The organism is Streptomyces sp. NPDC046821, from assembly GCF_040645335.1.
Classification (GTDB): domain Bacteria; phylum Actinomycetota; class Actinomycetes; order Streptomycetales; family Streptomycetaceae; genus Streptomyces.
This window is the reverse complement of sequence record NZ_JBEYYB010000009.1, coordinates 154955-175436: the sequence shown is the minus strand read 5'-3', so window position 1 is coordinate 175436 and position 20482 is coordinate 154955. Positions and strand designations below refer to the sequence as shown.

Annotated in this window: 21 protein-coding genes and 1 tRNA gene; 4 read left to right on the top strand and 18 right to left on the bottom strand. The window is 69.3% G+C overall.

Translation table 11 applies throughout. The features are described from left to right. Positions 1-55: 55 nt before the first annotated feature. From ABZ893_RS19900 to ABZ893_RS19890, 3 genes are all read right to left on the bottom strand, one after another. Positions 56-181, bottom strand: a complete 126-nt coding sequence (locus ABZ893_RS19900; RefSeq protein ID WP_361405143.1) for a hypothetical protein — start codon at positions 179-181, stop codon at positions 56-58. Between the two features lie 15 nt (positions 182-196). Continuing rightward, positions 197-730 carry a hypothetical protein gene (locus ABZ893_RS19895; RefSeq protein WP_361405140.1) on the bottom strand — a complete coding sequence of 178 codons (534 nt, stop codon included), beginning with the start codon at positions 728-730 and terminating at the stop codon, positions 197-199. 163 nt (positions 731-893) lie between these two features. After that, positions 894-1202: a hypothetical protein gene (locus tag ABZ893_RS19890; protein WP_361405137.1), complete on the bottom strand. Its 309-nt coding sequence runs from the start codon at positions 1200-1202 to the stop codon at positions 894-896. Positions 1203-1467: 265 nt separating this feature from the next. On the opposite strand from ABZ893_RS19890, the gene ABZ893_RS19885 reads away from it, so the two are divergent. From ABZ893_RS19885 to ABZ893_RS19870, 4 genes are read left to right on the top strand one after another with little or no spacing between them, the layout of a single operon-like run. After that, complete coding sequence (locus ABZ893_RS19885; protein WP_361405134.1) at positions 1468-2709, top strand: Twin-arginine translocation pathway signal; 1242 nt, start codon at positions 1468-1470, stop codon at positions 2707-2709. A 3-nt stretch (positions 2710-2712) separates the two neighbouring features. Further along, complete coding sequence (locus tag ABZ893_RS19880; protein ID WP_361405131.1) at positions 2713-3033, top strand: 4a-hydroxytetrahydrobiopterin dehydratase; 321 nt, start codon at positions 2713-2715, stop codon at positions 3031-3033. Positions 3034-3087: 54 nt separating this feature from the next. Then, positions 3088-3267: a hypothetical protein gene (locus tag ABZ893_RS19875; protein ID WP_361405129.1), complete on the top strand. Its 180-nt coding sequence runs from the start codon at positions 3088-3090 to the stop codon at positions 3265-3267. Between the two features lie 41 nt (positions 3268-3308). Beyond that, complete coding sequence (locus ABZ893_RS19870; protein WP_361405126.1) at positions 3309-3515, top strand: hypothetical protein; 207 nt, start codon at positions 3309-3311, stop codon at positions 3513-3515. A gap of 145 nt (positions 3516-3660) precedes the next feature. On the opposite strand, the gene ABZ893_RS19865 is transcribed toward ABZ893_RS19870, so the two are convergent. From ABZ893_RS19865 to ABZ893_RS19795, 15 genes are all read right to left on the bottom strand, one after another. Then, positions 3661-4017 (bottom strand): DUF6221 family protein, encoded by a 357-nt coding sequence (locus ABZ893_RS19865; RefSeq protein WP_361405123.1) that lies wholly within the window; start codon positions 4015-4017, stop codon positions 3661-3663. Between the two features lie 228 nt (positions 4018-4245). Then, entirely contained in the window at positions 4246-5709 is a 1464-nt protein-coding gene (locus ABZ893_RS19860; RefSeq protein WP_361405120.1) for a glycosyltransferase, read from the bottom strand. Next, a complete protein-coding gene (locus tag ABZ893_RS19855) occupies positions 5706-5876 on the bottom strand; it encodes a hypothetical protein (RefSeq protein ID WP_361405117.1) in 171 nt (56 codons plus the stop codon). The genes ABZ893_RS19860 and ABZ893_RS19855 overlap by 4 nt, the downstream gene beginning before the upstream one ends. Before the next feature lie 249 nt (positions 5877-6125). Continuing rightward, positions 6126-7790: a TROVE domain-containing protein gene (locus ABZ893_RS19850; protein ID WP_361405114.1), complete on the bottom strand. Its 1665-nt coding sequence runs from the start codon at positions 7788-7790 to the stop codon at positions 6126-6128. 358 nt (positions 7791-8148) lie between these two features. Then, a tRNA-Ser gene (locus ABZ893_RS19845) sits at positions 8149-8210 on the bottom strand. 92 nt (positions 8211-8302) lie between these two features. Beyond that, entirely contained in the window at positions 8303-8950 is a 648-nt protein-coding gene (locus ABZ893_RS19840; protein WP_361405111.1) for a collagen-like protein, read from the bottom strand. Continuing rightward, on the bottom strand, positions 8947-9270 hold the full coding sequence (locus ABZ893_RS19835; protein ID WP_361405108.1) for a hypothetical protein: 324 nt from the start codon (positions 9268-9270) through the stop codon (positions 8947-8949). Before ABZ893_RS19835 ends, ABZ893_RS19840 begins: the two co-directional genes overlap by 4 nt. Positions 9271-9284: 14 nt before the next feature. Continuing rightward, on the bottom strand, positions 9285-9503 hold the full coding sequence (locus ABZ893_RS19830) for a holin (protein ID WP_361405105.1): 219 nt from the start codon (positions 9501-9503) through the stop codon (positions 9285-9287). Beyond that, positions 9503-10396: a hypothetical protein gene (locus ABZ893_RS19825; protein ID WP_361405102.1), complete on the bottom strand. Its 894-nt coding sequence runs from the start codon at positions 10394-10396 to the stop codon at positions 9503-9505. The genes ABZ893_RS19830 and ABZ893_RS19825 overlap by 1 nt, the downstream gene beginning before the upstream one ends. A gap of 1 nt (position 10397) precedes the next feature. Further along, positions 10398-10883 (bottom strand): hypothetical protein, encoded by a 486-nt coding sequence (locus ABZ893_RS19820; RefSeq protein ID WP_361405099.1) that lies wholly within the window; start codon positions 10881-10883, stop codon positions 10398-10400. A gap of 8 nt (positions 10884-10891) precedes the next feature. Beyond that, entirely contained in the window at positions 10892-12862 is a 1971-nt protein-coding gene (locus ABZ893_RS19815; protein WP_361405096.1) for a hypothetical protein, read from the bottom strand. After that, a complete protein-coding gene (locus ABZ893_RS19810; RefSeq protein ID WP_361405093.1) occupies positions 12862-13800 on the bottom strand; it encodes a hypothetical protein in 939 nt (312 codons plus the stop codon). The genes ABZ893_RS19815 and ABZ893_RS19810 overlap by 1 nt, the downstream gene beginning before the upstream one ends. Before the next feature lie 4 nt (positions 13801-13804). Next, positions 13805-14962 carry a siphovirus ReqiPepy6 Gp37-like family protein gene (locus tag ABZ893_RS19805; protein WP_361405090.1) on the bottom strand — a complete coding sequence of 386 codons (1158 nt, stop codon included), beginning with the start codon at positions 14960-14962 and terminating at the stop codon, positions 13805-13807. Between the two features lie 2 nt (positions 14963-14964). Beyond that, positions 14965-15936, bottom strand: a complete 972-nt coding sequence (locus tag ABZ893_RS19800; RefSeq protein WP_361405087.1) for a phage tail protein — start codon at positions 15934-15936, stop codon at positions 14965-14967. Continuing rightward, positions 15937-20472, bottom strand: a complete 4536-nt coding sequence (locus ABZ893_RS19795) for a hypothetical protein (RefSeq protein ID WP_361405084.1) — start codon at positions 20470-20472, stop codon at positions 15937-15939. It lies immediately after the preceding gene. Positions 20473-20482 lie beyond the last annotated feature (10 nt).

Sequence of the window (20482 nt, the reverse complement as noted above, 5' to 3'; positions counted from 1 at the left end):
CAGGAGCGCGCAAACGGCCCGGCTGGTCGCTGAGAACCAGCCGGGCCGGAGTTGCTCAGCCCTTGGACGGGACGAGGAAACCTCTCACCGGCTTGGGCTGTGGGTCACGCGACTCCGGCTGCTGCGCGCGCTTCCACGCCGCGACCAGCTCCGCGTACCGCGGGTCGATCCACTCGGACATGCGTCACCTCCGCCCTCAGGTTACGGGCCACTCCGGCTTCGGCATGGGACGGATCGCACACGACGGTGCGTGCTGGCACTTCGCGGCCACCGACACGAGCGTCTCGTCCGACGGCGGCCCCCACAGCTCAGGGTCCGCCTCCCAGTCGAGTCCCGCGATCTTCTCCCGGGTGCGGTCGAGGACCGGCGGGTCGTAGTTCGTCGGGTCGTAGCCCGGGTAGTGGTGCACGAACCCTCCGCCGAGCTGCTCACACAGCTCCGCGTACTTCGCTGTGTGCAGCAGGAGAGCGTGCCAGCCCTCGTCCACGATCCTCGACGGCGCGAGCCCGACGTCAGGGTTCGCGGAGCAGGCCGCGACGAACTTCAGGCCCTCCTCGACGATGCGGCCGGCCATCTCCTCGGACATATCGGGGTTGGCGTCCATGACCGTGTGACGGCAGGACTCGAACGTCGCGTCGTCCAGCAGCATCCTAGCCATGGCCGGTACGGACGGGACGTGGCCGTCGTTCGACGAGCCGGTCACGGGCTGGGGTTCACTCGATGTGCTCACGTAGTCTCCCTCGTGCCTGGTTGCTGTCAGGTGGCCTGCCTGGGCCGGGGTTCCGTGGTCGGGTGTCGGTCCAGGCAGGTGAAACAGGGCGGCCGCCCGACGGGGGACGAGCGACCGCCCAACCCGCTGCCAGGCGCGTACAGGCGGCCCGGCAGCGGGGGTCTCAGGAGGTGTGCTGCTCCGGCGGCAGCCCCGGTCGCGCGACGAACCGGGCAGCCGGCCGCGGGTCGAAGACGTCCGCCAGAGCGCTGGCCGTGCGGCCGAGGTTCTTCACGTGCGAGTACACGCGGTAGTCGCTGTCGAGCGGCGTCGGGTTCGCGGGTGAGTCGAGGACCCGGTACGCGGCCCGGAACACGGCCATCGTCGCGGGGAGCCGGTTGGGGTAGTCCGCGCGGATCATGCGCCGCACCAGCCCCGCAAGCAGAGCGGCGTCCTCGTCGAGGTTGGCGCGGTTCGTCGCGACCAGCACCATGCTTTCAACCCGCTCCGCGGTAGCTCGCACGTGGCCGTAGTTGACTGGCTCCTCGTCAGCCATGCCGTGGTGCACCCCAACACCCCCCTGACCACGGGAAGTTCCATCCGTGGTGGGGATTTCTCTCCGGTTTGATGCGCGTCCGATGCTCACAGTTGGATGATGTCGAGACACGGCAGGACAGAACCAGGCCGTCGCGTGGCCACGCGTGGCCACGTAGCGGCCATGGCCGGGAACGGGCGCGATGACACCTCAGACTGAACGTGTGGGCCGCAACGACGCGCTGCGAGCAGCCAGACTCAGGGTTGGCTGGCGAACCATGGAGCGCGCCGCCGAAGCCCTCGCCGAACATGGCCAACGGCTACTCGACGACCATCAGTTCACCGTGTCCGCGCGGACGTGGCGGCGCTGGGAAGGTGCGCGCCCTGGCTGGCCGTCCGAGGAAACGGCGATCGTGATTCACGATGCGCTCGGCCGGTGGCCGGAGGACCTTGGTTTCACCACCCCACCGGGGTGGGTCAGGCCCGAGCACCATGAAGAGGAGCAGATGAAGCGCCGCGCTCTCATCTCCGTCACGGCTGCGGCCCTGGTCCCCGGCCCCACCGCGTCGCAATACGTCGACCCGGCGCTGATCGACATCTATCAGAGCCAGCTCGAAGGCCACTACCGCGCGGACATGTTCCTCGGTCCCTACGACCTGATCGGCCCCGTGTCGGAGCAGTACCAGGTGATCGACCGGCTCACTCGATCCGCGACAGGCGAGACCCGTCGGGGAATGCTGCGCCTCGGTGCGGCCTACGCGGCGCTCGTCGGCTGGCTCTACCAGGATGCGGGGGACTTGCAGGGCGCGAGCTTTTGGCGGGGCATCACGCAGGAGATCGCGATGCGGTCGAGGGACCCGCACCTGATCGGGTACAGCCTCGTCAACCAGGCGCAGGTGCGCACTGACTTGGGCGACGGGTTCGCGGTCATCGACCTGTGCGAGGCCGCGCTGGAGGACGAGCGGAGCCTGCTGCCGAAGGTGCGGATCATGGCGATGCAGCAGCAGGCGCACGGGGCGAGCCTCACCCGCGACCGGAGCATGGTGGACCGGCTCATCGACCAGGCCGGAACGTTGCTGCCACGGGTGGATGACGACCTGCCCTGGGGTAACGCGTGCAAGCGCACCCCCGGGTACCTCGAGGTGCAGCGGGCCACCTGCTACGGACGGCTTGGACTCGGCCGTGAGGCGGGCGACCTGTGGTCCCAAGTCCTCAGCGTCGTGCCCGAGACCGCGCGCCGGGACCGCGGCGTGTACATGGCGCGGCAAGCGACCGCAGTGGCCGGTGCCGGCGACCCGGACCAGGCGGTCGACATCGCGCGGAACGTGGCGGAGATCGCGGTGGAGACGCGGTCAGCGCGGATGCGCAGGGAGTTGGGCACTCTTCAGCAGGCCATGCGGCCATGGCAGGATGCACCGATCGGCCGCGAGCTGGTCGAGATCCTGGAGCCTGTGAACGAGGAGTAGAGCGTGGCGGACAACCCGATCCCGCTGACCGATGACGAGATCGCGACGGCCCTCGAGGGGCTGCCCGGGTGGCGGCGCGTGGGGGATGAGATCACGCGGTCGTTCGGGATCCGCTACCACGGCGGCGTGGCGATGATCGTGCACGTGGCGGACGTCGAGCGGCTAATCGGCCACCACGCGGACATCGATCTGCGGTGGGGAAAGGTGCGGTTCGGGATCACGACGCACGATGCCGGCCACAAGCTGACCGTCGCCGACTTCGCTCTCGCTCGCCGCATCGACGAGGTCGCACGAGCGCACGGAGCCGAGCCGCTCAACGAATAGCCGGCCGCGCACGATGCCTAGCTCGCCGTCGCGCCTGGCAACTACGCTCTCCGTATGCCTCCCGCTTCCCGTCCTGACGGCGCTCTGCGGTCTGTCCCGGAGCTGAATGCGGCGATCCGTGCGCTCTGGTCTCACCGGGATGCACGGCTGTCGGATGCGGAGCGGGCCGAGTACGAGCAGCTGCTCACCGAGTGGTCGGCGGCGACGCGCCGGGAGGTCGTTGAGGCGGCGTGACCGTAGGTGGAGGCGATGTGGAGGCAGCGTAATATCCGCTCGTGAGCGACATTGAGTTCCCCGACGATCTGATTGAGCTGGAACGTTCCGCCTGGACTGAGATCCAGGCCGGCGCCCTGACCGTGGAGACGGCGAGCGCCGTGCAGGCAGCCGTGACCGCCTTCGCCGCCGAGACCGGGCAGTCGCGGATCGATGTCGAGATGGCACTGAAGAAGCGCATCCGCCACCCCGAGCCGGAAGCGGCCTAGCGCGGGCGGCGGAGCTGCGCAACGGCATCACCAATGGCGTGTAGCAGAGGACGGAACCCGTCAGCGATCACCTCCAGGAACGAATCGATCCGCTGCTCCAGTGGGGAGCGGACGTTCATGCGCGGGGGTCGGGTCGGTTGATCTGTCACGCCCGCCACTCCTCGCGGTAGCCGGGCCGGTCTGCGTAGGGCAGGGCGAGCAGGCGCAGCACGCTGTGCCCATGCTTCGTGCGGTAGCCGCACCCGGGCCCGGCGTCGCACAAGTACAGATCTGCCTGCCGGATGCTCTCCCGCTTGGCGCCGATCTCGCGCAGCACCCGCGCAGGGCCTCCGCAGTCGCATACCGCGCCGGGCACCTCGTCCAGCATCCGTGCTGCGGCCACGGACGCGAGCAGCCCAGCGTCGAGGTGGGCGTGGATCTCGCACTCCAAGTCGTGCCACTGCGTTGCGCGGGCTGCGTCCTCATCGAGCTGGGCGCCGAGCCACTGCACGAGATCGTCCACGGGTCCTCCAAGTCGAGCGCCCCGCTCCCGGCGCTGTTCGGGGGCGGGGCGTTCCGAGTAGCCATCCGAGCCAGCAACGCGGATAGTTCCGATCAGCGTATTGGCGGGCCGCCGCAGCGGCCGGGGGTCAGGAGTGCGTGTCGTCGGCGAGCGGACCACAGGGCGGCAGGCAGAGGAGAGCCCCCGCCCCTTGGGGGAAGGGTGCGAGGGCTCTAACGCTCAGGAGACCTACCGGAGGGGCACGCCGACCTGAATGGTCTGGCCGTCCAGGTCGTACAGCGCTGCCACCGGCGGGGCCACAGGGGCCGCGGTTGGGGCCGCTCCCCCGAGCGAGACTTCTGCGCCGTTCTGTCGCGTACCCCAACCAGTACGGGCGCATGTCGCGATGCCGTACCACCGTAGCCACCGCAGCACAGTCCAAGCCATCACGATGGCGAGCGGCATGAGAAGCCAGGTGAGGGCGCGCGAGCGGATCCGCTCGTCGCTGCGGATCACGCCGAGGTAGCGCAGCCCCTGCGCCCAGCCGATGAGGAATGGCACCCACACCATCGACGCCGGCGGCAGGTTGTCGAACGCGATCGGCTCGACGAACAGCAGCCACACGGTGACCATTTGGACCAGGAACATCTGGAACCAGCGCAGCAAGTGCAGCCAGAATGCGGGCCGCGCCATCGACAGGTAGCGCATCCGCCAGACGCTGCGGATCGTCGAGCCGCGCATCCACCGCAGGTACATACGGCTGAAATGCGACCACTTCTCCGGCATCGCGGTGAAGACGACCGCGGACGGCTGCTGCACAGTAAGGCCGCGCTCCTGCGCGTAGAGAGTGAGCAAGGAGTCGTCGGAGAACATGACCGGCCGGCCCATGAACGTCTCGTTCAGGTAGCTGCCGAGGTTGTCCCGAATGATCTCCGCCCGATACGCCGCGAGGGGACCTGAGTTGACCATCACAGCCCCGACCGCGGACTGCCCTGAGCGGTCCACGAGTTGCGTGGTGGTGAACCACAAGTCCGTGACCCGAGCGAGCAAGTTGGCGCGGTTGTTCGTAGCGATGACGATGCCAGCGACGGCCTGCACCCGCGGCCGGGTAAACGGGGCAAGCGCCTCGGCGACGGCGTTCGGGGCGAAACACGAGTCGGAATCGCAGGTGATGTAGATGTCCGCGTCCGGGCTGACACGAACCGCGACCGCCTGGGCGTGCCTCTTCCCGCCGTTCGGGACGCGCTGCCACGTGCTCGACACCCCGGCCTCGACAGCGGCCCGATGCCACCAGGCGCGCACATCCGCGTAGTCGGAGCTCGTCGACCCGTCGTCGACGATGTGAACGCTGTCGGGTAACCGAGTCTGCCGCAGGAACGACTCGAGGCCGAGGCGCAGATAGCCGGGGTCTTCGTTGTAGACGGGCACGAGGATCGCGACGTGCAGCTCGTCGAGCTGGCGCTGCAGCCGGGGCGTGACCCGGCGCGGCCGCTCGAGGTGGTACATCAGCGTCTGCGCCATGAAGACGAAGAACAGGGCGAGCCACACCATGGCCAGGCGGCTGGTGGTGTGGTCTTCGTAGCGGGAGGCGGCCATCGCGTGCTGCACGGTCCACGCGGCGGCGAGGGCGAGTACGACGATGCCGATGAGGATGGTGCCGGAACGGTGCTGGCGCGCGGCCAGCACCGGGGTCCGACGGCGACTGCCGCTCACTCCTCGCCTACGCTGCGCCCGCGACGGAAGCGAAGGCGGATGAGGAGCGTGCCGGCGAGGACGAGGCCGAGCGCGGCGGCGATCATCCAGCCGCCGACGTAGTACGCGGTGCCGCCGATGACGACGGTGCCGATGCCGGTCTGGGCTAACTGCCCGTGGTCTGACATGAGTTCCCCCCAGGGTCTTGCACAAAGTGATGAGAGAGGAGTGCATCAGGTCAGAGCGCCCAATGAGGTGGATGACCGCCGATCTCGCCGCATGTTGCGCCCGGCATGTGACAAGTCGCGAGCTGCCCGACGTAGAACATCTACGCGCGGAGCACGTACAACCATTACGGGCTCGGTGACGCAGCCCACCACTGCGAATTGCCCCTGCCACGCGCCGAGGTGGCGCGTGGCAGGGGCAAGTCTGCTGGGTCAGGCCGCAGGGGACTTCCACGGCCAGGCCGCGTCCCTGCCCGACTCGAGCAGCGGGATCATGCGGAACGCCTGGTCGGTGAGTCCGCCGAACGTGTGGCGGTTCTCCCCGCCGGACGGGGCGTGCCCGGCCTGGTAGCCGGCAAGGTTCCACGTGTACAGCGGCACGGAGTCCGGGATGGACCGCGTCACCTCAGTGGTGTCGTGGCCGGCCTGCTCGTCGGTGACGATGACGACGCGGTCGTGCGCGGCGAACTCCTCGCGCAGGGCGAGCGCGGTGTCGGTGCCGCCGCCCAGGAACCAGCCGCCGTCCTTCCACTTGCCGACCAGGCGCAGCAGCGACGCGGCGGGCTTGAGGGGGAACGCCTTCGTGTTCGCGCCAGCGGCGTCGCCCCAGTAGCGGCGCGCCGAGGAGAACGACACGACGTCCGCGCGGGCGCAGCGCTGGCCGAGGGCGATCCCGAAAAGGGCCGCGGCGTCCCAGCGCATGAGGGAGCCGTCCCTCGAGAACGCCTCCTGCATGGAGCTGGACGTGTCGACCAGCACCAGAGTGCGGCCGGGCAGCTTGGGGATGTTCGCGAGCGACGCAGTGAGGGCCTTCTCCAGGGCGTGTCCCCAGCGCAGCGACGGCGCGGCGTTGTACGCGGCGTAGAACCTCAGGGGCAGCTGGCGGGAGTTGGCCACCTGCTCGGGGTCGGCGAGTCGCTTCGCGACCTCATCGGCGACGTCGTCGGAGACTCCGGCCTCGTCGAAGTTGCGCAGGTTGCGGAGCAGCGCCATGTATCCCATGGACGGGATGACGGCCTCCCACGCGGCCTTGTCCATGGGTCCCTGGAGCCAGCCCGCCAGGGCCTCCCACGTCATGCCTGCGCGCTGGAGGAGCTCCTGGTGGTCGGCGAGGACCTGGCGGCGCTGACCGACGGGAGTGGCGAGGAGCTGCTCGCGGGCGAGGATCGTGGACAGGCGGGCCGGGATCTCCTCGGCGCTGCCGTGTCGCCGGTCGAGGGCGTGCTGGAACAGGTCGCCCTGCCAGGGCCGGTCGGTGGCCGGTGCGGCGTGGACGAGGTTGAGGACGTCTCCGAAGCGGTAGCCCTTCGAGTCGGTGTCGTACTTGAGGAGCGAGCGCTCCGTGTACAGCCGCTGGACGGCGTCGGCGATGCCTCGCTTCACCGGCTTGGGGATGCGGCGGCCGTACTTGCTGGTCCAGTAGCCGAGCATCTCGCCCGGCTCGTCGGCGCGCTGGAGGACGGCGTCGATGACGCGGCGGTTCCAGCCGGCGTCCTGCTGCTCGATCGCCACCTGGTCGCCGAGGCCTCGGTCGCCTGCGCCCGCGTCGAGGCGGGCGCGCACGAACTCGGCGGCGCCGCCGAGGGACGCGGTGCGCATGTTCGCGTCCGACCGCAGCCAGCGGAGGAAGTCGACGCACCAGGCGGGGTCGGTGACCGCGAGGGTTCGCACGAGCTGCGTGTAGCGGTCGTCGCGTGCGCCGCCGGACTCGTAGAACGTGTCCGTGCCGACGAAGTTGCTGACGGCCAGGAGGAAGAGCTCCGACTTGGTGTCGCGCAGGTAGCCGGCGCCGCGCTCGTGGGTCGAGGTGCGTATCCCGGTCGACTTCACCGGGGAAGCTGCGGCCGGGCGGGCGGTGCGGATGTTGAAGCGTGCCATGAAAAGCCCCCTCACATGGAGGGGAGGCGAAGCGTGGGGCGCCCGAGATCAAGACGGCGATCGAGTCAGTGTCCTAGGCCGCTGGACGACACCAACCCTGGGGCTGGCGACGGGATTCGAACCCGCGTTCCTCTCTGAAAAGGAGAAGTATCGATCACCTGCGCACCGGCCGCCCCGATGCTTGTGCCTCCCGAGATCAAAGTGGCGGCGGTCCTGCGGGTATCGAGCCCGCGCGCCCGAGGGCGCTTCAACCAAAGAAGTAACCGCAGCCTGCGCACCGGGAGGTGCATGAAGTTGTGTGCCCAGAGATCAAGTTCGGTGCAGGTGACAAGGTGCTCTACCAACTGAGCTACCGGCCGAAACCGGGCGGGACTCGAACCCGCGACCACCCCATTAGCAGTGGAAGTAACCCGCTCCTTCGCACCTGGGCAGTGCCCAATGTAGGCAGAGGGTGGCGGGTTCGCACGTGAATAACCCCCGCCGCGCGCCGTGTTGGCGCGAGGCGGGGGAGATCAGTACAGGCGGCGCTGCGGGTCGAGCGCGGCGGCGAGCGGCGCCGGGCTGTCTGACGGGGACGGATCCGGCTCGGCGGGCGGCTGGGCGTCGGCGCGCCGGCACACGAGCGCGTCCGGGTCGTCGGCCGGGGCCTGCCACGAGTAGCCCTCGGGGCAATCGGTGGTCCCCGGAGCGCCGTCCTTGCCGTCGGCGCCGGCGGGGCCAGGCGGCCCGGACGGACCGGGTACGGTCGAGTCGGCGCCAGGCGGGCCTGGAACCGTGGAATCTGCGCCGGGCCGACCGGGAGCGGGAGTGATGGTGGGCGCGGGTTTCCCTGACGGGCCGCGCAGACCTCGGGGGCCAGGCACGAGCACGGGTACGCGGACACGACCCGGCAGGTCGTCGACCGCCTTGGACGGATCCGGGGCCGCCGGGGTACCGCCCTCGGCCTTGACCTGCCGTCGCAGTATGCGGACGTCCTCGGCGAGGGTGGTGACATCGTCGCCGCGCCGTTCGGCCTCGGCGCTGAACTGGTCGGCGCGCTGCGCCTCGGCGTCGATGCGCAACCACACGAGCAACACCGCGCCCGACAGCACGAGCAGCACCGCGGCGAGCATGAGCGAACGCCACCGTCGGGCAAGCATCGGCTGAGCGTGTTTCGTCACGTCGGGGGTCCTCCCAGCTGCGCTAGCAGGCGGTCGCGCTCGCCCGTGAGGTCATGGATCTGTGAGAGCAACTGAGCTTTCTCGGCGCGTGCGTCTGCGAGTTCGCGGAATGCCTCGATGAGCTGCCGCTCAACGTCGGCCAGCCGTTCCCGGAGTTTGTCTCGCTCCTCCTGGAGGTCGCCGACGAGTGCCCCGTATCCGCCGAACACGCCGGCTGCCTGCGCGGTACGGTTCTCTCCACGCTTCCCTATGGCCGCGCCGGCGGCCGTTGCGAGCCCGACCAGGATGGTGCCGATAGCGCCGAGCGTCGCAACGTCCACGCGGTGCCTCCCGGTCAGTCGACAGGCAAGCGGGGTGTGTGCTTTGCCTGCCAGCCGCCCGCGAACGTGAGCAGGCCGGGACCTGTGGCCAGGACGAGGGACTGCAGCCACGCGGGCAGCGGTCCGAGCAACGACTCGTCCGCCACAACGTCGTTAAGTACGGCGATCAGGATGCCGACCACGAACGAGACGCTGGTGGCGGCCTGTACCTTCTTCTCCACCGGGGCGGCCATCAGGCGCCCTTCTTCAGTTCGGTGACGGCCTTGGTGAGGGCGTCGACCTTGTCGGTGAGGCGGGAGATGCGGTCGACGAGCTCGGGCAGGTAGCTCGACGCCTTCCAGGTCGGGTTCGTCTTGTGCGTGGAGACCGTGGTGGGGGACGGGATGGCGTCCCGGCCCCACACCGCGGCGTGCACCTGCTCAGGGGTCATGTCGAGTTCTCCGCTCGTCGAGGGCGTGGCCTTGGTCGTGGTCGTCGGGGTGCCGCCCTTGGTGACGGCGAGGATCGCGGCCATCGGGAACGCCCCCGGGTCGCCGTGGTCGTTCTCGGGCACGTGCTGGTGACCGCAGTGACCCTTGAAGCCGTTCCACTCGGCGAACGACATGCGTGCTGGGCTCGCCCCGTAGGAGGCCGGGGAAACCCCGGGCCGGCGGGAGTCCTTGCCGTAGGCGAGCCAGACCGGGCGAGCGGTGAGCGGCACGCCGTGCTGGTCGTGCGCCCACTTCGCGAAGGCTGCCAGGTCGCGGACGACCCAGTCCGGCAGCTCGGCGGAGTACAGGTGCGGGGTGCTGCCCCACCGCTTGTGGGTGTTCGGGTCGCACGTGCCGACGAGCTCGACCTGCACGGCGTTAAGCGTGTTCGTCTCGACGCCGCCGCTCTTGTTGACGAGCGCGCGGGACGAGGTGTCGAAGTCGAAGTGCTGGTACCAGCGGAGCTTCTTCGCCTTGAAGTCCGGGGCGGCGGTGAAGTTCGGGGCCTCGCGGCCGCCGTTGTACGACGGCACGGAGGTGCCCTCGGTGGTGTGCCAGACGACGACGTTCGACTCCATAGCGGAGCCGCCCCACGTCTTCTGATGCCAGTACGCGGTGCTGGCGCCGGGGTACTTCTGTGGGCCCGTCTTGGCCATGTCAGGCCCCTTCTGCGTGGTGGATGGCGAGCTTGAGCTCGGCAAGGGTGATGCGTCGCGGCCTGCTGTCGTTGTGGGCAACGAGCAGGGCGATCGGCGTGCCGGGGTGCACGAACATCTCGTGGCCCTTGTGGAAGAACTGCTGCCCGGGGGATGGCGGGCGGTGTTCCGTCGCGGTCGAATCGGCGCCGGTGGACAGGCCCAGCGGGTCGCGGACGAAGCGGTCGCGGAGCTCCGTGTAGCCGCCGTCCTCCCAATAGATCATCGCGGTGAGGGAGCCCCAGCCGTCGGCGGCCGGCCAGATGAGGCCGGACCGGTCGTCGCGCTTCCAGTCCCGCACCTCGTGTCCCTTGGGGTCGAGCTGCTCGTGCATGGCGTGCGCGTCGTAGGACTCGGCGCCGAAGGGGAAGCGGACGATGTGGTAGCGGCCGTCGGCCGGGATGGCCTGCGGGACGTCGGTCTTCAGTGAGCAGACGAGGACCGTCATGGTGCCTCCTAGGTGAGGGCGGCCCAGCGGACTGCAGCGTTCGCGCTCTGGCTTCCCAGGGCGATCGTCGCGGGAAGTGAGGTGTTGCCGGCGGTGGTGTTCAGGGCCCGTGCGGTGCTGGCTGTGAGACCGGCGATGTTGATCCCGCTGTTACCGCCTGCGCTGCCGACCTGGGGCACGGTCGTGCCGTTCGCGAGGAACGCCACGTAGTAGTTGCCGACAGCCAGCGTCTGCGGCGTGATCGCTGCGGTCTTGGTGCCGGTGGTCCCCATCGCGGTCGTCTGGTCTGCGCTGACGGCCAGCCTGTTGCCGCTGGAGTCGTACAGGCCGACCAGGTTTTGGCCCGCCGTGAGGCCGGTCCCTACGGTGGACACGTAGTAGACGATGTTGGACACCACTGTGGCCCTGTTGACGATCTTCAGCTTCGACAGGTAGACCGTGCCGGCTGTGAGGGGCACGGCGGAGCCGGAGATGACCGCTGGGTCTGCGGTCCACGAGAGGAACCCGTGGTCGGTCTGGTTGAACTCTGAGTCGTTCACCGTCGATAGCGGGTACTGGAGCAGGCCGGCAGGCAGCGCGTTGCCCGTGTTGAACGTCGTGATGTCCCGGAAGACCGTGCTCGACGACTTCGTGTAGGTGACGGTGCCGGTCGGGTTGTTCTCGATGCGGATGCGCTCGAAGATGTTCGGGCAGTTCGAGGTGGTGTTGTTGTCCTCAATGATCTTGAGGGTGCCTGCGGATCGGATGTTGATCCACTTGGCGGAGAAGGTGTTGTTGTAGCTGTTGCTGCCGCAGACGAACGCCTTGTCCGTGACAACGCCGTCGTCGCAGGTGATGTAGTTGCAGAAGAACTCGTTGCTCTCACCGTTCGCGACGTTGATCAGCGTCTCGAACTGTTCCAGGTTCAGGCCGATGAACTTCTGGGACGCGGTACCGACGGCGCCGCCGAGCCAGATACCCGTGCAGCCGGTCGAGTTGGCCCCGGCCTCGAACATCGTCCAGACGTTCTGGTTCATGTTGCCGTCGATGGACTCGATGTACAGGGCGTAGCCGCCGGTGCCAACAATCTCGACGAAGAACCTGTTGAACGTGCAGTCGCCCGCGTTCTGGTTGGCCGAATCGTTCGTGATCCGGATGCCGTTCCGGGTCCCCTGGACCTCGATGTTGTCAAACGTCGACCGCCAGGGCATGGCCATGTCCATGGCCCAGCCGCTGTTCGTCGGCGTGTAGCTACCGGAGATGCGGATGTTCCGCATCGACGAGTCCCAGAACGACAGCGTGGTCGTCGTGGTGACCGACGTGGCCACGATGCCCGAGCTGGCGCCCTGGATGACGACGCCGAGGTCCTCGAGGTGGAACTGCGCCCAGTTGGAGATCAGGATGCCGTTCTGCCCGGAGGCCGGCCGTAGCGTCGTGGCGTTCTTGCCGACGCCTCGAAGGGTCACTGTCAGCGGGTCGTCGACGTTCGCGGTGCCCTGAATTTCGACCGGCGTCGCCAGGTTGTAGTCGCCGACAGTGAGCTGCACGATGCCGCCGCCCTCAGACTGCGCGTCGGTAATGGCCTGCTGGATCTGAACCTGGTCCGCGGTGCCATCACACAGGTACGACGCCGCGGCCCGCACGTCCGCCGGGGCCGTCGCCGAGGCAACGACGCGGATCAGCTTGGTGAAAGCCGCTCCCCCTCCCCCGCCTCCTGTGGCGCCGCCGTGGGCATCCATCCAGGCGCGCGAAGTCCCGCCCCCGTCGGCCCACATGCCCGTCACGCCGTCCGGTCCTGAGAAGCGGGGCAGCGCGCCGAACTCGTCCGCGATCACCTTCGTGATCGGGGTGCCGCTGGCGTCGAGGAGGTCGGCGTACTGGGTGCCAGCGTCAGCGGAGTCCCAGAAGGTGATGGTCGCGCCGGCGGCGACAGACCAGAGGCCGTCGCTGGGGCGGACGACGAAGTCGGCCACGCCGGCGCCGAAGGTTGACCTGGCCATCAGTCCACCACCCAACTGACGGTGCCGGGCAGGATGTCGTCACCCGTCTTGATATCTGGCTTCTGGGTGAGCCAGACCTGCCCGGCCAACGTGTGGTTCGCGGGGTAGATAGTGAGGCGTCCGATGTCGGCGCCGGTGATGTACGCCATCGTGTACATGTTCCGGGTGGGGTGTCGGTAGGCGGACGGGATGAGCACCGGCAGGCGGGCATCCGTGGGCCCGGCGAGGGCACCGCCCTTGCGCTTGAACGTGCCAAGGCGCACGTGCACGTTGCCGCTGCGCTTCTCGAGTACGGATTCGACGGTGATCTCCCATGCGGCCAGGGGCGAGTCGACTGACACGCTGCCCGAGCTGTCGTAAGCGGTGCTCCAGGCGGAGCCGTTCCAGAGGATGAGGCGCCCGGTGTCTGTCTCGAACGCGACCTCACCGAGGACGGGGCTCGGGTTGCGTGCCGAGGAGAGGCAGGGCCTCAGGCGGGTGCCGATGTACAGCTCTTCGCGGGCGACGCTCACCGCAGAAGCCCCGTTGAGGACGGTGACCCGGGCGAGCGGGATCTCGTAGACGCCGGTGTCGCCGGTCTGCTGTGTCAGCGCAGGGGCGCCGCTGCCAGGGGTGCCTGCCTTGACGACGGCGCGCACCGTCCACGCGGAGCGGTCCAGGCGCAGCACAACGCGGTCCACGCGGGTCGAGCCGCTGGTGTTCGTGCCGATCGTCAGGTTCACGGCTGAGGTGCCGGAGTACCAGGCGTGGCCGCGCAGGTTGCCGTACACACCGAGGCGGACGTTGACGGACAGGCCGGAGCCCGCCGAGACGACGGCTGTGTCGGTCGGATTGCCCCAGACGCCGTCGTCGGAGAAGCGCGCGGCGATCTTCTCGTACTCCGTGTCGGTCACGGCGCGGGCGTTGTGGGCCGGGGACGGCCACGAGTCCTGTGCCACCAGCTCACCTCGTTTCGAGTCGGCCGAGCCTGCGGCTCAGCGTGCGGATGAACCGCACCATCTGCGGATCGTTCGTTGCGTCCGGCGAGCCGACCAGCGTGGTGACGCTCTCGCCCGATTCGGGTTCGGCCTGCAGATGGATGGAGCGGACGATGTCGGTGACCTGCAGGCCGTGCGGGAGGGCAATCGCGACACGGTCGCCGAGGTTGAAGTCGCGGCCGGCCTTGAGGTCGTCGGTGTCGACGGTGACCGTGGACAGCTCGATTGGTGCGGAGCCGTCCGCGATCTCGGCTGTGCCAGCGGCGGTCAGCTCGCCGTTCGTGTCGTTGTCGGCGCCGCCGTCGAGGTACCGCTCGACGCGCCACCACGTCGCGGCCGCGGTCGCGTTGGGGACCTCGACGTAGGTGCGGATCGTGTTGCCCTCGGTCTCGTTGCCGGCCACCAGGGCGTGCGTCAGGCCGGGTGCGGACTGCTTGAAGGCGACCGAGCGCAGGTTGCCCAGTCCCTCGGAGAAGCGGGCGGTGGCCGACTTGTCGGCTGGCGCGTAGCAGCCGAAGCGCAGTTGCGTGCCGACCTGTTGGATGCGGAACCCGATCGCTCCGCCGCTGAGTGCCGCGCTGCGGCAGACGTCGAGGATGGGTTCGAAGCGTGTCTTGGCCGAGGTGTTGGTGCCGACTCCGGCGACCGAGTCGAGGACGAGGTTCGGGATTCGGCGGGCTGCGATCGCGCCGGGTCCGCAGTTCTCGTTGACGAGCGTGCGGATGAGCGTCTCGCTGTTCGTTGCATCGAACTGCCGCCACGTCGCGCCGTGTTGACCGGCCCATGTGAGGGCCGGCTCGGGCCAGGTGAGGTACCCGGCGATCGTGGCGAGGTCGTCTGAGAAGTCGACCCGCACGCGGCCGGGCCCGGGGTCCCCGTCCACGGACCACGAGTAGTCGGTCGGGACTTCCATCGGGCCGGCCAGCCAGATCGCTCCGTCCCGGATGACCACGACCCTGTTGCCGGGCTGGAGCTGCGCCATCACGTCGGGCAGGGCGGGCAGGGTCACCGACCCGGAGCCGGGCTCGTTGAAGTTCTTCGTGACGTCGAGGCCGGTCCAGTCGACTAGGGGGTCGCCCTGGACGGTCATGGCCTGGTTGGTGATGAGGAGCTGGATCGCCATGGTCAGGCCGTCTCGTAGCGGGGGTTGTACGACAGGTCGACAGCGGATCCGGCGCTCGACCCGGACAGGGTGAACGTGACGTCGTTGTCGCCGGGGGCCAGTCCCCACAGGCTGGCTGTGGGCCAGTTGAGGCCGCCGATCCAGTTGTCGCCGTTCTGGTAGCGCACTCGGGGCGGGTCGGTGGAGATGGTGACCTGCTGCCCGGCGAGGAGGTTGCCGTGGCCGACCGCGTTGGGGTCGAGGGTGAAGGACTCGCCGGTTCCGGTGTGCGTGAACGTGATCGCCGACGCCGGGCCCGTGATCGTCCACGTCGGCCACACGGTGACGTCGCCCGGGTTGGTGACCCTGGTTGCGCCGAGGACCTGCGAGGAGGACACCGTCGGGTACGGGGTGAAGAAGCTGGACGCGGATCCGGACTCGCGGTGCACGGTCAGCGGAACGGGGTCGACCCAGTACGGGTCCTCGCACCACAGGCTGATCACCGCCGCATCCGAGTAGCGGTAGTAGCCCTGCTTGGACTCGCCCTCGAACCCGTCCTGGTAGTGGACGGCGATACGACGCCTGCCGCCGTCCGGCCGGGCGATCTCCAGCCACCCAGGGCCCTCGCGCAGGGTGCGCGTGAACGCGGTCGCGAGCGCCCGCCAGCGCGCGAGGAACGCCGTGTGGTCGGCGCCCTGCACGTACAGCGGCCACACGATCGTGCGGGCCTGCGCCTGCGCGTGCCGCAACTTCGCCCCGCCGCGCGGGTGGGGGTCCTGCGTCAGTTCATATGCGGTCGCTCCCAGCCCTGACACGCCCTCGGCGAGGGTGAAGATGTCGGAGTCGGAGTCGATGTCGGTGAGCGGCCACACGGTGCCAGTCGGGTCGGTGTAGGTGGCGGTGGCCCGCCCGATCTCCGGGAGCGGGACCGGGGTCCCTCCACCGCCGGGCGGTTCGCCCGTGTCCGGCGGTGCAGGGGCGGTGATGATGGGCATCTAGCGTGGCCTCCCCACCCTGGCCCGGGCCTCCTGCACCCGCTGGACCCGTTGCAGGTCAGCGAGGGTGAAGTCAGCGGTGCGGGCGTTGATCGTGTACGCGTAGGAGGGGCCGCCGTCGGAGGTGACGCGGCTCGATACCGCGTCCCACTGGTGGGCGGTGAGGATGGCTTCGGGCCGGCCGGTGTTGTTGACGGCCGCGGTGAGTCCGGGCTGGAGCCAGCCGCCGGAGTCGTACTTGCCGGGCTGGAACCCGTACCAGGACGTGAACAGGTGGTCCTTGTAGCTCCGGGCCCGCTTGCCGACGATGACCCCGTCGCCTCCGCGGGACTCGACGTTGGTCTTGCCGAGCGTGCCGGCGGTGTGGCCGACGCCCTTGTTCGTGATGCCGATCTTGAACGGGCTGTTGCCGTGCAGGACCCAGCCGGGCGGGGCGGTCTTCCCGGAGAACGCGCCGGTCGCCCAGCGCCTGTGCGGCTTCTGGCCTCGGATGACGGACTCGATCGCCGACATGAATCCGCTGCAGTCCCAGCTGGGGTTTCCGTTTCCGGCCCACTGGTAGGGCTTGCCGTTCTGGGTCTTGGCCCAGCTCAACGCCTTCTGGATCTTCGGGCCGCCGACTCCGCCGCCGCCCTTCCTGTCGGCGTCCTTGCTGTAGCCGAACAGCGCGTCGATGATCTTCGTGGGGATGCGGCGCAGCATCTGGCCGATGCCGGTGTCCATTCCGGGGAAGGACTTGAGCAGCGGGTCGACGACGTTCTTCACGCCCGCGCGCGCGGACGCTTCGAGCGTGTCGGCCAGCCAGGCGGCTCCCTTCTTGATGCCGTTCCAGGCGGCCGATCCGGCGCCGGCCACTGACGAGGCGGCGCTGCCGATCCAGCCGAAGATCCCGCCGTCCTTGTACCGCAGGCTCCGGTCGGTGCGCTCGCGGCGCCGGTTCCCGCCGAGCACTGGCGCGAGCGCCTCTCGAACCCGGTTCGCGCCTCCGGACTTGGCGAGGTGGTTGAAGTAGGAGACGAAGCCACTGCCCACGCCGCGAGTGAACTCCGGCCGCATGATGGCCTCGCCGCCGCTCATCTCGAGCGCGCCGCCGGTGGGGCTGTAGAACTTGTGGGGGTCGCGGCCCGGGGTGTAGCCGGGCAGGACACCACCCTGCGCGAACTGGAACGTCTTCAACTTCGGGGCACCGAACGCCCCGGCGATCTTGTTCCAGACGCCGACGATGCCCTTGTTGTAGACGATGTCGATGATGAAGTTGACGGGCCCCTTGGCGATGCCCTTCAGCTTGTCCCAGGCCGTCTTGATCGCCTTGCGTGCCGTGTCGAAGGAGTCGGAGACCGCCTTCACCGCGCCCTTCAGCGCGCTGAAGATGGGCTTGATGCCCTTCTCGTACACGGCGCTGATCGCGGACTTGATCCCGGACCAGACGGGCTTGATGACCTTGTCGCGGAGCCATCGGAAGACGTCGCCGACGGCGCTGACGCCGGTCTTGATCCATCCGAAGATGGTCTTGATCCCGGTCCAGGCACCGTTGATCGCGGTCTTGATCGCCGACCAGACGGGCTTGATGACCTTGTCCCTCAGCCACGTCATGACTGGGCCGAGCTTGTCGGCGACCCAACTCACCAGCGACGAGATCGCCTTGACGATGCCGGTGATCCAGCCGATCGCGACCTTCAGCGCGCCGGCGAACACGCCGATGAGGAACCCTGCCAGCTGGGTCAGCGGGGGCAGCAGCCAGGACAGCACCTTGACGGCCAGTTCCAGGACGATCGCCGCGATCTTCGCCAGCGACGGGATCAGCGGCACGATCGCGAGCGCCAGCTGAAGGAAGGTCGGCAGCAGCTGCACGAGGAGGCCGGCGGCGAGCTTGACGACCTGCCCGATCAGTTGGCCGAGCAGCGGCCACAGCGGGGTAAGGGCGCCGACCAGCGTCACCACGGCGGTCGCCAGCGGCGGGATCGCCTGGGCGAGCGCGCCCGCGAACAGCTTCGCGACCTGGGCCAGCACGGGCGCGAGGTTGGCGATGATGGGCGCGAGCTGCTTGCCGAGCTGGGCGACGATGCCGCCGATCGGACCGATCAGCCCGAGCATTGCCTTCGAGATCTCGCCGAACGCGTCGACGAGCACCGGAAGCACCGGCATCAGCGCGGCGAAGACATCCTGCATCAGCTGAATCCCGATCGGGATCAGCGGACCCAGTGCGCCCATGAGCTGCTTGAAGGCCTGCGCCAGGACCCCGGCGACGAGACCGGCGACCTGGCCGATCATGTCGACGAGCGGCGCAATGAACGGCTGCACCGCCTGGAAGATCTGGGCGATGACCGAGCCGAGCTGGATGAAGATCGGGGTCAGCGCCTTGACGACCTGCGTCAGCGGTCCGACCAGCGCGTCCACGACCTGCGTGACGAGCGCGATGATCGGATACAGGGCAGGGGCCAGCGCGGTGATAACACCGGTGATCAGGTCGGCGATCGGCTTGAGCAGCGGCGTCACCGACTGGACGATCTGAATGAGCGCGATACCGACCTGCTCGACGACCGGCGTCAGCGCCTGGATGATCGGCAGGAGGGCGGCGCCGAGCGTCGATGCGAGCTGCTGCAGCACCGGGCCCAGCACCTGCGCAAGGTTGGCGATCGGCCCGGCGATCGCGGCCATCAGCGGCACGACGGCCTGCACGATCGACCCGATCACGGGGACGATCGCCGAGACGATCTGCGCCACCGACGTGAACAGGCTGCGGAGCTGAGCCTGCATCTCCGGCCCGGCCAGGATCTTCTTGAGCTCACCGAAGACGCTTCCGAGCACGCCAACGATCTGGCCGCCCGCATCGGAGGCGGCCTTGAAGATCTGAGAGACGGTGCCGAGAACGTTGCCGAGCAGCGTCCCGAACTGGGAGAGGATCCCGAACGCCGTGGTGATGGCCTGCTCGAGACCACCGGAGGCGAAACTCTTGGAGAGCCCGTTGGTGAAGCTGGTAATGGCTCCGGCGAACTGAGTGAGCAGGCTGTTGAATGCCGGCTGAGCCGCAACGGACAGCTGGCCGAACGCAGTGATGATCTGGCCGGGAGTCTTCTCGAAGACAGCCAGGTTCTTCGTCGCCCCAGCGAGGATCTTGTCGAGCATCCCCGACTTGGCCATCTCGGTGATGGCGCCGGCCGCGTTCTTGGCGATCGCGTTCCACACGCCCGCGGTCTCCGTCAGGCGCCGCTGGAGCACCGGGATGGTGGCGCGGCCCAGCGTGGTGACCGTGTCGTCGAGGCCCTTGAACAGCTCGTTCTGCACCGACAGGCGCATCGCGTCCCAGGCCGGGGCCAGCCCTTTGACCGCCCGCACGAACGCCTGGGCGTTCGGTGCGAGCTTGGCCATAGCGGCGTCGGCAGCCGACGTCTGCGCGGCGGCCGCGGCCTGCGCGTCCGCGACCGCGGCGGCTGCGTCGGCGACGGCGCGCTGGGCGTCCTCGATCTGGCGCTGCCCGTCCGCGTGCGCCTTCGCGACGCCGGCCTGAGCGTCAGCGAGGCCGCGCTGGGCGTCAGCGACCGCGCGGGCGCCGTCCACGCCCGCGCGCCGCGCGTCCTCCTGCGCGCGGGCGAGCGCGCGGGACTTGTCCGCGACGTTGCGCTGCGAGTCGGCGATCCGGTCCTGGGCGTCCTTGACCTTCTTGGAGCCGTCGATTCCCGCCTTGTCTGCGGCGGCGGAGTCCTGGGCCAGGCGCTTGGTCTCGGTCTGCTGTTCCTTGAGGTCGAGGGCGGCCTGGTCGCGGGCCAGCCGCAGCTCCTCGATGTCCTTGAGCGCGTTGCCGGGCTTCTCCTCGGCGGCCTTGAGAGCGGCCTCGGCGTCCGCGAGCTTGCGGGTCGCCTCGCGCTCGTCCAGACGCGACTGCGACAGCTTGTTGTTCAGGTCCTCCAGGTCGCGTGCGGCCTGCTGCCGCGCCTCGTTGAGGGTGCCCTGGACCTTGGCCGCCTCGCGCTGGGCGTCGGCCAGGTCCCGCTCGGCTTCCTTGACCTGCCGCTGTGCGTCCTGCTGGCGCTGCGCGGACTCCTCGACCGTGCGGGCGAGGGAGCGCTCCGCGTCCTCGACGGCCCGGTTCGCCTCGCGCACCCGCTCGGCTGCCTGCACGCGCGCGTCCGCGAGGGCGCGCTGCGCGTTCGCGAGCCCGCGCTGTGCGGACTCCACGGCGCGCGTCGCCGAGGCGGCCGACGATGCCTGGCTGGTCGAGTCGGCGAACGCCGCCTTGAACGCGGCGCCCACACCGGACATGCCGAGCTTCAGGGCGCCCGCTGCCGCGCCGGCCGTGGCGAGCGCCGGCGCGAGCATCGCCGCCCCGGCCGCAGCCGACGACAGGTTCGCGCCGATCGCGACACCGGCCAGAGCGCCGACGCCCTTGAGGCCCGCGCCAAACGCCTTGGAGAAGGCGCCTGCACCGCTCCTGCCCGCGCTGGAGGCACGGGAGTTGACGGAGCGGGACCAGTCGCCCTCGAACTCCGGCCTGATGCTGACGTATCCGCGTCCGACGAGCACACCGCCAGCAGCCACCGCACACCCC